Below are 12,719 nucleotides of genomic sequence, written 5' to 3' on the forward strand. Positions count from 1 at the left end.
GGCGCGCGGCGGCGGGCCGGCCTTCCCGCGGCGGCCCGGTCCCGGGGCGCACGCGACTCCGCGCGAGGGGCCGCCGCCCGCGCCCTCAGCGCCTACAGGCGAACTCCGGCCCGAAGGCCTGCTCCAGGGTCTGGACCTGCCCCATCAGGCTGCAGTCGTAGCCCACCAGGTCCCGCACGCAGGCCTGGTACGCGTCCCCGTTCATCAGGTCCAGCAGCCGCTGCAGGGACTGGGTGCCGACCAGTTCCTTGTTGATGCCAAAGAAATAGCGCTCCCGCGCCAGGGGAATGAATTCCAGCCCGCAGCGCCAGGCGGCGGTCTCGACCCCGATGCCGACGTCGGCCATGCCGCTGGCGATGTGGGCGGCGATGGCCATGTGCGTGAATTCCCCGCTGTCGAAGCCGGTGACGTCCTTCGAGTCGATGCCCAGGCGCTCCAGCATCAGGTGCACCAGGAAGCGCGTGCTGGAGCCGATCTGCCGGTTCACGAAGCGCACGTCCGGGCGCACCAGGTCGCTGATCGACAGGATGCGCTTCGGATTGCCGGGCTGCACGAACAGCCCCGTGTTGCGCTCGGCCAGGTGCAGCAGCAGCATGCGGTCCGGATCGAGCCAGCGCCTGTAGTGCTGCAGGATCGGCTTTTCGTATTCCGCGACCGGCACCTGGAATCCGGCCAGGTCGCATTCCCCGCGGTCCAGCGAGGCCAGCGCCTCGATCCCGGTGCGGTAGCGCAGTTCCAGCGGCAGCATGTCCTGGCCGTTGGCCAGGCGCATCAGGCCCTCGACGGCGAAGCCGTGGCTGGCGTGCAGGCGCAGCACGGACATTTCCTCGGAATACAGGCGCTGCAGCTCTTCCTGCAGTTCGGACGCCAGGCTCTCGAAGGTGGGCGCCAGGCGCGCGTCGATGCGCCGGTTGGCCCACAGCAGATGCTGCGCGAAGCTGGTCAGGCGCGAACCTCGCCGCCGGGACGTTTCGATCAGCGGCGCCTGGAATTCCGCCTCGGCCTTGCGCAGGATGCCCCAGGCATGCCGATAGGAGATCCCGCGCGCCTGGCAAGCCCCCGAAATATGGCCGTGCTCGTCGACGGCGGCCAGCAGCCGCAACACGTCGCCCATGGGCAGTATTTCCCCGGATTGCTTTTCCAGCACCCATTCGGAATGCAGCCGGGGCTTGAACCGGTAAACCGCCATGTCTCCTCCTGAAAGTCTTATTTATATGAATATAATTGCATATATAAAAGCAACCCTGATCCAAATATGTTTTTATTATCTTATTGAAATCAAATTATTTTCAAGAGTAGAGTAAATCAACGGCACTGATTTATATATGCATGAATAAACCTATTAAAGCGCATGCCCGCCGATCATGCGCCCGGAGACGAAGCCATGGACACCATCCGGTCCGATGCCGACGCAGCCCCGCATGACGCCGACCCGCTGGTGCGGGACATCCTGGCCCGGCACGCCGGCCGCCCCGGCGCCCTGCTGCCGATCCTGCACGACGTGCAGGACGCCCTGGGCTGGATCCCCGAGCCGGCCGTGCCGCAGATCGCCGCCGCCCTGCAGCGGTCCCGCGCCGAGGTCCACGGCGTGATCAGCTTCTACGGCCATTTCCGCACCGCGCCGCCCGCGCGCACGCATCTCGAAGTCTGCCGCGCCGAATCCTGTCAGGCCTGTGGCGGCAACGCCCTGTACGAGCACGCCCGGGCCCGCGTCGCCGCCGGGGATCCCGGCGAAGTCTCGCTGGCCCCGGTGTACTGCCTGGGCCTGTGCGCCCAGTCCCCGGCCGTCATGATCGACGGCCGCCCCCATGCGCGCGTCACCCCCGAGAAACTGGACGCCCTGCTGGCGGCGGCGAAGGAGGCCTGAACCATGGAACGCACGCTCTACGTCCCGCAGGACACCGCCGCGCTGGCCATGGGGGCCGACGCGGTGGCCGACGCCTTCCGCGCGGAAGCCGCCCGCCACGGCCTGGACCTGCGCATCGTGCGCAACGGCTCGCGCGGCCTGCTCTGGCTCGAACCCCTGGTCGAGATCGCGACGCCCGCCGGGCGGATCGCCTACGGCCCCGTCGCGCCGGAAGACGTCCCGTCGATCCTGGACGCGGCCTGTACGGACGGCGCCGCCCATCCCCTGTGCCACGGCCCGACCGACGAGATCCCCTTCCTGAAGAACCAGGAGCGCCTGACCTTCGCCCGGGTCGGCCTGATCGACCCGCTGAGCATCCCCGACTACGAGGCCCACGGCGGCTTCGCGGGGCTGCGGCAGGCGCTGGGCATGGCGCCCGGGGCCATCGTCGACGCGGTCACGGAATCCGGGCTGCGCGGCCGCGGCGGGGCCGCCTTTCCCACCGGCGTCAAGTGGCGCACCGTGCTGCAGACCCCGGCGGCGCAGAAATATGTCGTCTGCAACGCCGACGAGGGCGATTCGGGCACGTTCTCCGACCGCATGCTGATGGAAGGCGATCCCTGCGCGCTCATCGAGGGCATGGCGATCGCCGGCCTGGCCGTGGGCGCCACGCGGGGCTACATCTACGTCCGTTCCGAATATCCCCAGGCCGAACGGGTCCTGGCCGGCGCGCTGCAAGCCGCGCGCGAGGCCGGCTGGCTGGGCGGCGACATCCAGGGTTCGGGCCGCGCCTTCGACATCGAACTGCGGCGCGGCGCGGGCGCCTACATCTGCGGCGAGGAAACCTCGCTGCTCGAAAGCCTGGAAGGCCGCCGGGGCCTGGTGCGCGCCAAGCCGCCGCTGCCCGCCGTGCGCGGCCTGTTCGGCTGTCCCACCGTGATCAACAACGTGATCTCCCTGGCCACGGCGCCCTTCATCCTGGCCCGGGGCGCGCAGGCCTACCGCGACTTCGGCATGGGCCGCTCGCGGGGCACCCTGCCCTTCCAGCTGGCGGGCAACATCCGCCAGGGCGGCCTGGTCGAAAAGGCCTTCGGCCTGACGCTGCGCGAGCTGCTGTACGGCTTCGGCGGCGGCAGCGCCTCGGGGCGGCCCCTGCGCGCGGTCCAGGTGGGCGGCCCGCTGGGCGCCTACCTGCCCGAATCCCAGTGGGACACGCCGCTGGACTACGAAGCCTTCCTGGCGATTTCCGCCATGCTGGGCCACGGCGGCGTCGTGGCCTTCGACGACACGGCCGACATGGCCGCGCTGGCCGAATACGCCATGGAATTCTGCGCCATCGAATCCTGCGGCAAATGCACCCCCTGCCGCATCGGCTCGGTGCGCGGCACCGAGGTCATCCGCGCGATCCGCGACGGCCAGGACCGCGAGACCCGGGCCGAGCTCCTGCGCGACCTGTGCGACACCATGATGGCCGGATCGCTGTGCGCGCTGGGCGGGATGACCCCCTACCCCGTGCTGTCCGCCCTGCGCCATTTCCCCGAAGACTTCGGCCTGTCCCCGGTCCCCGCCCCCCGGACCGCCCCGCAGCCCGCCTAGGAGCCCGCCATGCTGGAAACCGTCCTGAAACGCGACCGCGACATGGGCACGCCCGAGTCCCCGTCCACCGAAACCGTCACCCTGACCATCGACGGCCAGACCGTCACCGTCCCGGCCGGCACCTCGATCATGCGCGCCGCCGCCGAGACCGGCATCCAGATCCCGAAGCTCTGCGCCTCGGACAACCTGGAAGCCTTCGGCTCCTGCCGCCTGTGCCTGGTCGAAATCGAAGGCCGGCGCGGCCACCCCGCGTCCTGCACCACACCCGTCGAGGACGGCATGGTGGTCCGCACCGAAACCGGCAAGCTGCACGAACTGCGGCGCAACGTGATGGAGCTCTACATCTCCGACCACCCGCTGGACTGCCTGACCTGTCCGGCCAACGGCGACTGCGAGCTGCAGGACATGGCCGGGGTGGTGGGACTGCGCAACGTGCGCTACGGCTTCGACGGCGCCAACCACCTGGACGACGCCGCCGACGCCTCCAACCCCTATTTCACCTACGATCCATCCAAGTGCATCGTCTGCAGCCGCTGCGTGCGGGCCTGCGACGACGTCCAGGGCACCTACGCCCTGACCGTGCAGGCGCGCGGCTTCGATTCGCGCATCGTCGCCGGCCAGGACGACGGCTTCCTGGCGAGCGACTGCGTGTCCTGCGGCGCCTGCGTCCAGGCCTGCCCGACCTCGGCGCTGATCGAGAACACCGTCATCGACCAGGGCCAGGCCGACCACGCGGTCATCACCACCTGCGCCTACTGCGGCGTGGGCTGCGGCTTCAAGGCCGAGATGAAGGGCGACCGGGTCATCCGCATGACGCCCTGGAAGGACGGCAAGGCCAATCGCGGCCATTCCTGCGTCAAGGGCCGCTTCGCCTGGGGCTACGCCACCCACGCCGACCGCCTGACCAAGCCCATGATCCGCGAAAAGATCACCGACCCCTGGCGCGAGGTTTCCTGGGAAGAGGCCATCGGCCACGCCGCGTCCGAACTGAAGCGGATCCAGGCCAAGTACGGCGTGGATTCGGTCGGCGGCATCACCTCGTCGCGCTGCACCAACGAGGAAACCTACCTCGTCCAGAAACTGGTGCGCGCCGCCATGGGCAACAACAACGTCGACACCTGCGGCCGGGTCTGCCATTCCCCCACCGGCTACGGGCTGAAGACCACCATCGGGGAATCGGCCGGCACCCAGACCTTCGACTCGGTGATGCACGTGGACGTGGCGGTGGTGCTGGGCGCCAATCCCAGCGCCGCCCACCCGGTCTTCGCCTCGCGCCTGAAGCGCCGGCTGCGCCAGGGCGCGCGCCTGATCGTGATCGATCCGCGCCGCACCGAACTGGTCGACGCGCCGCACGTGAAGGCCGACTACCACCTGCCGGTGCGCCCGGGCACCAATGTCGCGGTGCTCAACGCCATGGCGCACGTCATCGTCACCGAAGACCTGGTGAACCACGAATTCGTGCGCACCCGCTGCGAGGACCGGGCCTTCGACGAATGGATGCAGTTCATCCGCCGCCCGGAACACGCGCCCGAGGCCACGGAATCGATCACCGGCGTGCCGGCCGCCGACCTGCGCGGCGCCGCCCGCCTGTACGCCACCGGCGGCAACGCCGCCATCTACTACGGCCTGGGCGTCACCGAGCACAGCCAGGGCTCCACGGCCATCATGTGCATCGCCAACCTGGCCATGGTCACCGGCAACATCGGCCGCGAAGGCGTGGGCATCAATCCCCTGCGCGGCCAGAACAACGTCCAGGGTTCCTGCGACATGGGTTCGTTCCCGCACGAATTCCCCGGCTACCGCCACGTGTCCGACGACAAGGTGCGCGCCGAATTCGAGCGCGCCTGGGGCGTCCCGCTGCAGTCCGAACCGGGCCTGCGCCTGCCCAACATGTTCGACGCGGCCCACGGCGGCTCGTTCAAGGGCCTGTACTGCCAGGGCGAGGACATCGCCCAGTCCGACCCCAACACGCGCCACGTGGTGGCGGCCCTGCAGGCCATGGAATGCGTGATCGTCCAGGACATGTTCCTGAACGAAACCGCCAAGTACGCGCACGTCTTCCTGCCGGGCTCGTCCTTCCTGGAAAAAGACGGCACCTTCACCAACGCCGAGCGCCGCATCTCGCGGGTGCGCCAGGTGATGGCGCCCAAGGCCGGCCTGGCCGACTGGGAAGTCACCTGCGCCCTGTCCAACGCCATGGGCTACCCCATGCACTACGCCCACCCGGGCGAGATCCTGGACGAGATCGCCCGACTGACGCCGACCTTCGCCGGCGTGTCCTTCGGCCGCATCGCCGCCCTGGGCGGCAGCGTCCAATGGCCCTGCAACGACGAGGCGCCCGAAGGCACGCCCATCATGCACGTGGGCGAATTCGTACGCGGCAAGGGCCGCTTCATGATCACGCAGTACGTCCCGACCGAGGAACGCTCCACGCGCCGCTTCCCGCTGCTGATGACCACGGGCCGGATCCTGTCGCAGTACAACGCCGGGGTGCAGACCCGGCGCACCGCCAACAACGCCTGGCACAGCGAGGACATCCTGGAGATCCACCCCCACGACGCCGAGGACCGGGGCATCGCCGAGGGCGACCGCGTCGCCATCGAAAGCCGTGCCGGGGAAACCGTGCTGCGCGCCACCGTCACCGACCGGATCCAGCCCGGCGTGGTGTACACCACCTTCCACTTCCCGGAATGCGGCTCGAACGTCCTGACCACCGACAACACCGACTGGGCGACCGACTGCCCCGAATACAAGGTCACCGCCGTCCAGGTACGCAAGGTCACCGCGCCTTCGGCCTGGCAGCGGGACTGGACGGCGCACGACCGGCGCCAGGACGAGCTCCTGGATGCCCGCCGGCCCCAGGCCGCGCCCGCCGGCGCCTGAGGAGACCCGCATGCATCCCGCAGACTTCGATCCCTTGTCCGACTTCCCCGACCCGTCCGCCGGCCTCGCGATGAACGACATCGTGCGCGTCGGCGACCGGCGGGCCACGGCCGCGCAGGACGCCATCGCCTGCGAGCAGGCGGTCGCCCTGGAATACAACGGCATCGCGCACGCCGCCCTGCTGGCCTCGCCGCTGCATCTCCACGAACTGGCCCTGGGCTTTTCCTACACCGAAGGCATCATCCAATCCCCGGCCGACGTGCTGGACATGGACGTCGAAACCGCCCCGGACGGCCTGGTGGTCCGCCTGCGGATCGTCAACGCCCGGCTGCACGCCCTGAAGCTGCGCCGGCGCTCGCTGGCGGGCAGCACCAGCTGCGGCCTGTGCGGCGTGCAGAGCCTGGCGCAGGTCCGCCGCGACCTGCCGCCCCTGGCCGCGCCACAGCAGCCCTGGGCGATCGAGGCGGTCCAATCCGCGCTCGACCAGTTGCGCCGGCGCCAGCCGCTGCACAACCTGACCGGCGCCACCCACGCGGCCGCCTGGGCCGAACCCGACGGCCGCCTGGCCTGGACCTACGAGGACGTCGGGCGGCACAACGCGCTCGACAAGCTCATCGGCCGCCTGCTGCGCGAGCCGGTGGATCGCGGCCTGGGGTTCGTCGTGATTTCCAGCCGGGCCAGCTTCGAGATGGTGCAGAAGGCCCATGCCGCCGGCATCCGGGCGCTGGTCGCCGTCTCCGCCCCCACCACCCTGGCCGTGCGGCTGGCCCAGGAAGCGCCCATGATGCTGGCCGGCTTCGCGCGCGACGGCCGCTGCACGGTCTACAGCCGGCCCGATTACCTGGATCTGGACCTGGACGGGAGCCGCACGTGACCAACATCGAACACCTGATCCGCCTGGCCAACCGCATCGGTCTGTTCTTCGAAGCCATGCCCGACCGGGCCGCGGGTATCGACAGCATCGCCGACCACATCCGGCGGTTCTGGGACCCGCGCATGCGGCGCGCCCTGCTGGACTATCTCGGCGCGCACCCGGACGGGCAATGGGGCGACACCGTCCTGTCGCCCATCTGCCGGGAAGCCATCGCCCGGCACCGGGAACGCCTCTATCCCAGGCAAGGCGCCAGCCCCGCCTGACATTCCGCAGGCCCCCCTGCCTTTTTCCGACCTCAGCAGCACACACGGACATACCGGGCATTCGACCCAGGAGGAGACACCATGAGTACGGAAGCAACCCAGAACGGCTTTTTCAGCAAGGAACGCATCACCGCCCCGCCCGGCTTCAACCGCTGGATGATCCCGCCCGCCGCCCTGGCGGTCCACCTGTGCATCGGCCAGGCCTACGCCTTTTCGGTGTTCAACGGCCCGATGACCCGGCTCATCGGCATCCAGCAGCCCGCGCCGGACGACTGGGGCCTGCCCGCCCTGGGCTGGATCTTCAGCCTCGCCATCCTGTTCCTGGGCCTGTCGGCCGCCTTCGCCGGCAAGTGGCTCGAGGACGTCGGGCCGCGCAAGGCCATGTTCGTGGCGGCCTGCTGCTTCGGCGGCGGTTTCATCGTGTCCTCGGTCGGCATCTCGACCCACCAGCTCTGGCTGCTGTATCTGGGCTACGGCGTCCTGGGCGGGATCGGGCTGGGCATCGGCTACGTCTCGCCCGTCTCGACCCTGATCAAGTGGTTCCCGGACAAGCGCGGCATGGCCACCGGCATGGCCATCATGGGCTTCGGCGGCGGCGCCTTCATCGCCTCGCCGATGTCGGTGGCGCTGATGGAGCACTTCCGCACGCCGGACTCCATGGGCGTGGCCCCGACCTTCATGGTGATGGGCGTGCTGTACTTCATCTCCATGCTGATCGGCGCCTGCGCCATCCGCATTCCGGCGCCGGGCTGGAAGCCCGAGGGCTGGACCCCGCCGGCCACGCAGAAGGCCATGATCTCGCGCAACCACGTCCACATCGACCAGGCCCTGAAGACCCCGCAGTTCTGGCTGCTGTGGTGGGCGCTGACCCTGAACGTGACGGCCGGCATCGGCGTGCTGGGCCAGGCCTCGGTGATGATCCAGGAAAGCTTCCGCGGCGCCATCACGCCGGCCGCGGCGGCCGGCTTCGTGGGCCTGCTGTCGCTGGCCAACATGCTGGGCCGCTTCTTCTGGTCCAGCACCTCGGACTACCTGGGGCGCAAGGTCACCTACGGGATCTTCTTCGTGCTGGGCGCGGTGCTGTACTTCCTGGTGCCCGGCATGGGCGCCTCGGGCAACGTCGCCCTGTTCGTGCTGTTCTACGCGATCATCATCTCGATGTACGGCGGCGGCTTCTCCACCATCCCGGCCTACCTGGCCGATCTGTTCGGCACCCGCTACGTGGGCGGCATCCACGGCCGCCTCCTGACCGCCTGGGCCGCCGCCGGCGTGCTGGGCCCCGTGCTGGTCAACTACATCCGCCAGTACCAGGTGGATCACGGCGTCCCGCCGGGCCAGTCCTACACGGTCACGATGTACCTGATGGCGGGCCTGCTGGTCGTCGGCTTCATCTGCAACCTGCTGGTCCGTCCGGTCGCCTCGCACCACCACATGGCCGCCGAGACCGACACCGCGCCCCTGGGCGCCAGCCTGGCCCACCAGAAATAGGAGACTCCCATGTCCGCCACCACGACACACACGCCCTCGCCCGCCCTGATCGTCCTGTTCTGGCTCTACGTCGGCATCCCGCTGGCGCTGGGGATCTGGGAAACCCTGCTCAAGGCCAGCGCTCTGTTCCACTAGACCCGCCAGGCCGCGACGACGCCGCGCCGCCCTCCCCGAGGGCGGCGCACGGGGGGCCGCCGCCAGCGGCCCCCTACAGCCACTTGATCCGGCGGAATTTCCAGTACAGCAGCCCGCAGAACACGCCCGTCCCGGCCAGCATCGCCGGATAGCCGTAGGTCCAGCCCAGTTCCGGCATGTCGTGGAAATTCATGCCGTAGATGCCCGCCACCGCCGTGGGCACGGCCAGGATGGCGGCCCAGGCGGCCAGCTTGCGGGTGATGTCGGTCTGCTGCATCTGGCTGATCATCATGCTGGCCTCGAAGGCGAAGGCCAGCGCCTCGCGCAGGCCGGCGATGGATTCGACGATGCGCTGGACCCGGTCGGCGACCTCGTTGAAATACGCCCGGCTGTCGGCGCCGATGTTGCGCATGTCCACGCGGGCCAGGCGGCGGCAGATTTCCACCAGCGGCGCGATCGCCGTCTGCATGCGCAACAGGTCGCGCCGCAGGCGGTACAGGCGGCGGATGTCCAATTCGCGGAAGCCGCGCAGCAGAAACTGGTGCTCGACGTTCTCGACGCGGCCCTCCATGTGATCCAGCGCCTCGACGTAGCGGTCCGCCACGAGGTCCAGCAGCGTCGAAGCGACGTAATCGCTGCCCCGGCTCAGGAACTCGGGCGACTCGGCCAGCTGGCTGCGCAGTTCCCGGTGGGATCCCTCCGCGTGGCGGCGGATCGTCAGCAGGTAGCCCGGCCCGATCAGCAGCTGGGTGTCGCCGAAGCTGGGCCGGTCCTGGGCGATCTCGACCGTCACCACGACCACCAGCGTCAACTGGTCGTATTCGATGATCTTCGGGCGCCGGTGCGGGGAAATGATTTCCTCGATAGCGCGGCCGGGCAGGCCCAGCCGCCGACCCACGTCGCGCACCAGGGCCTCGTCGGGCTCTTTCAGCCCGACCCAGAGCAGGCCGGATTCCGTCGCGGCCGGCCCCAGGTCCGCCAGGCCGACGTCGCGGTTCGGCTGTCCGGACAGGTACAGGGTGGAGGCCACGGCGGATCGCCGGAAGGCCTCGTCCAGGCTGGCGCCGCCGGCGGGCGGCGGCCGGTCCGTCATCTCATCGGCGGGTGTCGGCGGATTCATCGCGATCTCCTCGAATGCGGACGCGCGCCTTGCGAGCGGCGGCGGGGGCCTAGTCCGTCCAGGCGCGCAGGAACGCCAGCAGCACCTGCGCGGCGTTGTCCGCGGCGATGTGCAGGAAGGCGTCCATTTCATTTTCGCCCGGTCCGCCGCCGGCCAGGTCGCTGAGCGAGCGGAAGGCGATGAAGGGCACGCCCGCGCGCCAGGCGACCTGGGCGCAGGCCGCGCTTTCCATGTCCAGCACGTTGGCCTGGAAGGTGCGGAAAGCGTAGCGGCGGAAATCCGCGTTGTCCACGAAGGCCTGGCCGGACACGCCGTTGCCGCCGACCACCAGGCGGGGGCGCTCGTCCAGGCAGCGGTCGTCGCGGTCGCAGGCGCGCAGGGGCACGGACTGGATGCCGCGCGCCACGGCCAGCATGCGCGGATCGGCCTCGAACCAGAATTTTTCCTGGATGCCCGCTCCGCCGGCCGGACGCACGCGCACGGCGCGCGGCTGCATCATGCCGTAGGGAGCGAACTCGAAGGTCCCCTTGGAGGCCGGCGCGCGATAGTGCCCCGGCGCGGTTTCCCGCATCATGACCACTTCCAGGTACTGCCCCCAGCGCTCCGGGACGCTGACGTCGCCGATGCGCAGGTCGGGATTCACGCCGCCCGCGATGCCGCTGAAGACCAGGTGCGTGACGTGGAAGCGGTCGAACAGCAGCTGGGTGTTCATGGCGGCGTTGACCATGCTGATGCCGCTGAGCGCCAGCACGACGGGCTTGCCTTCGAGGCGCCCGGTGGTGAACTCGACGCCCTGCGCGGTGTGGACACGCGGATCCCGCAGGCGGGCGCGCAGCAGGTCCAGTTCCGGCGCGAAGGCCGACAGGATCGCCAGGCGCGGGGTCTCGTCCAGCCGCCCGCCGGCCTGCGCGGCCACCTGGGCGGGCGCCGCGTCGGCGGCCGCCGGACCGGATGCGGCCCGGGCCGGAGCCGGCAGGCCCGTCCATCCGCCGGCCCATAGCAGGACGGCGGCCAGGATGGCGGCGGCGCGCGGTGCGGACAGGCACTTCATGGGTTCGGCTCCGGGGAAGAAGGGGAAGGATCGGATTCGGGCGCGACGCCGTCCAGCCGCTGGACTTCGAAATCCGCATGCAGGGGCTCCAGCGGCGGCAGCGGCCGGCCGGCCTTGGCCGACAGCTCGGCGAAACGGCCGACCTTGCCGTACAGGCCCCGCTGCCCCGCCACGGCCGTGACCGTGCTGTTGTAGTGCGTGGCCGCCGCCCCCAGGGCATGGCCCAGTTTCTGCAGGCGGTCGGCCACCACCTCCACCTGCCGGTACAGCCCGCCGGCCTGCTCGCTCAGCGCCCGGGCCTGCTCATTGCCGCGCGCCAGCATCCACAGGGACGCTACCGTGCGCAGGACCGGCATCAGCGTGGAGTGGGACACCAGGACGACGTTGCGGCGGTAGCCGTGGTCGAACAGTTCGCGGTCGCACCGCATGGCTTCGATGTAGGCCGGCTCGATCGGCATGTACATCAGCACGAAGCCGGGGCTTTTCATGCCGATCAGGCCGCTGTAGTCCTTGCGAGCCAGGTCGTCGATGTGATGGCGCACGGCGCGCACGTGCGCCGCCAGCGCGGCCTCGCGCGCCTCGGGCGTGGCGGCGGCCACGGCCCGGTCGTAGTCCACCAGCGAGACCTTGCTGTCGATGATCAGGTGCTTGCCGTCCGGCAGGCGGACGACGAAATCCGGCTGGCGCCGGTTGCCGGCCTCGTCCCTGAAGGGCGCCTGGGCCTGGTAATGGTCGCCCGCGATCAGCCCCGCCAGTTGCAGGCTGCGTTCCAGCAGGACTTCGCCCCAGTTGCCGGTGGCCTTCTTGTCGCCCTTCAGGGCCGTGGCCAGGGATTGGGCCTCGTCGCTCATTTTCAGGCCGACGTCCAGGACGCGGCGGATTTCCGCGTCCAGCCGGGCCTGGCCGCGCACCGAGGCGTCGTGGATCTCGTTGACGCGCCGCTGGAAGCTGTCGATCTGCTCGCGGAACGGCCGCAGCAGGCCGCCGAGCGTGTCCTGGCTGGACTGGGAAAAGCCGCGGCTCTTCTCTTCCAGCACCTGGCCCGCCAACTGCTGGAATTCCACCCTCAGGGCCGCCCGCGACTGTTCGAAGGCCTGGCGCAGTTCATCGAAGGCGGCGAGCTTTTCCTGGTGGGCCGCCTGCAGCCGGGCCAGTTCCAGCCGGCCGTCCTGCGCCCGGGCGCGCCAGTCTTCCAATGCGCGGGCCTGGGCGGACGCGTCCCGGTCGAGCTGCGCGATCCGCTCCTGCAACTGGTCGGCGCGCTCGGACTGGCGGGCGGCTTCCGCCGCCTGCGCCAGCAGCCGCCGCCGCGCCGGCCAGGCGCCGGCCACGGCGCCGACCAGCAACGCCAGCGCCAGCGCCGCCAGGGTTTCCGGAGAAAACGGGATCACGATGCCGTCCTATGCCGCATGAAGAAGACCCGACATCATCGCACAAGCCGGGCGCCGCGGCAGGCCCGGCCC

Annotated in this window: 11 protein-coding genes; 7 read left to right on the plus strand and 4 right to left on the minus strand. The window is 70.0% G+C overall.

Going from position 1 to position 12,719, the window contains the following annotated elements:
• Window positions 1-85: 85 nt before the first annotated feature.
• On the minus strand, window positions 86-1,189 hold the full coding sequence (locus ACFO27_RS03720; protein ID WP_376816058.1) for a substrate-binding domain-containing protein: 1,104 nt from the start codon (window positions 1,187-1,189) through the stop codon (window positions 86-88).
• A 162-nt stretch (window positions 1,190-1,351) separates the two neighbouring features.
• On the opposite strand from ACFO27_RS03720, the gene ACFO27_RS03725 reads away from it, so the two are divergent.
• The 7 genes from ACFO27_RS03725 (at window position 1,352) to ACFO27_RS03755 (ending at window position 9,085) form a co-directional block, all read left to right on the plus strand.
• The gene (locus ACFO27_RS03725; protein ID WP_376816059.1) at window positions 1,352-1,867 is read left to right on the plus strand and encodes an NAD(P)H-dependent oxidoreductase subunit E; all 516 of its coding nucleotides are present in this window, start codon (window positions 1,352-1,354) and stop codon (window positions 1,865-1,867) included.
• Window positions 1,868-1,870: 3 nt separating this feature from the next.
• The gene (locus ACFO27_RS03730; RefSeq protein ID WP_376816060.1) at window positions 1,871-3,442 is read left to right on the plus strand and encodes a formate dehydrogenase beta subunit; all 1,572 of its coding nucleotides are present in this window, start codon (window positions 1,871-1,873) and stop codon (window positions 3,440-3,442) included.
• Window positions 3,443-3,451: 9 nt separating this feature from the next.
• Window positions 3,452-6,325 carry a formate dehydrogenase subunit alpha gene (gene fdhF, locus ACFO27_RS03735; protein WP_376816061.1) on the plus strand — a complete coding sequence of 958 codons (2,874 nt, stop codon included), beginning with the start codon at window positions 3,452-3,454 and terminating at the stop codon, window positions 6,323-6,325.
• 10 nt (window positions 6,326-6,335) lie between these two features.
• Window positions 6,336-7,199: a formate dehydrogenase accessory sulfurtransferase FdhD gene (gene fdhD / locus ACFO27_RS03740; RefSeq protein ID WP_376816062.1), complete on the plus strand. Its 864-nt coding sequence runs from the start codon at window positions 6,336-6,338 to the stop codon at window positions 7,197-7,199.
• Window positions 7,196-7,462 carry a formate dehydrogenase subunit delta gene (locus ACFO27_RS03745; RefSeq protein ID WP_376816063.1) on the plus strand — a complete coding sequence of 89 codons (267 nt, stop codon included), beginning with the start codon at window positions 7,196-7,198 and terminating at the stop codon, window positions 7,460-7,462. The genes fdhD and ACFO27_RS03745 overlap by 4 nt, the downstream gene beginning before the upstream one ends.
• 81 nt (window positions 7,463-7,543) lie before the next feature.
• On the plus strand, window positions 7,544-8,950 hold the full coding sequence (locus tag ACFO27_RS03750; RefSeq protein ID WP_376816064.1) for an L-lactate MFS transporter: 1,407 nt from the start codon (window positions 7,544-7,546) through the stop codon (window positions 8,948-8,950).
• A 9-nt stretch (window positions 8,951-8,959) separates the two neighbouring features.
• Window positions 8,960-9,085 carry an MFS transporter small subunit gene (locus ACFO27_RS03755; protein ID WP_376816065.1) on the plus strand — a complete coding sequence of 42 codons (126 nt, stop codon included), beginning with the start codon at window positions 8,960-8,962 and terminating at the stop codon, window positions 9,083-9,085.
• A 73-nt stretch (window positions 9,086-9,158) separates the two neighbouring features.
• Here the strand turns inward: ACFO27_RS03755 and ACFO27_RS03760 are convergent, their stop codons facing one another.
• Genes ACFO27_RS03760 through ACFO27_RS03770 form a run of 3 tightly spaced genes read right to left on the minus strand, consistent with a single transcriptional unit; the run spans window position 9,159 to window position 12,647 of the window.
• Entirely contained in the window at window positions 9,159-10,205 is a 1,047-nt protein-coding gene (locus ACFO27_RS03760; protein ID WP_376816066.1) for a magnesium and cobalt transport protein CorA, read from the minus strand.
• A gap of 49 nt (window positions 10,206-10,254) precedes the next feature.
• Entirely contained in the window at window positions 10,255-11,256 is a 1,002-nt protein-coding gene (locus ACFO27_RS03765; RefSeq protein ID WP_376816067.1) for a 5'-methylthioadenosine/S-adenosylhomocysteine nucleosidase, read from the minus strand.
• A complete protein-coding gene (locus ACFO27_RS03770) occupies window positions 11,253-12,647 on the minus strand; it encodes a DNA recombination protein RmuC (RefSeq protein ID WP_376816068.1) in 1,395 nt (464 codons plus the stop codon). Before ACFO27_RS03770 ends, ACFO27_RS03765 begins: the two co-directional genes overlap by 4 nt.
• Between the last annotated feature and the right edge of the window lie 72 nt (window positions 12,648-12,719).

The sequence above is a fragment of the Castellaniella denitrificans genome (genome assembly GCF_042653765.1).
In the GTDB taxonomy this organism is placed as follows: Bacteria; Pseudomonadota; Gammaproteobacteria; order Burkholderiales; family Burkholderiaceae_B; genus Castellaniella; species Castellaniella denitrificans.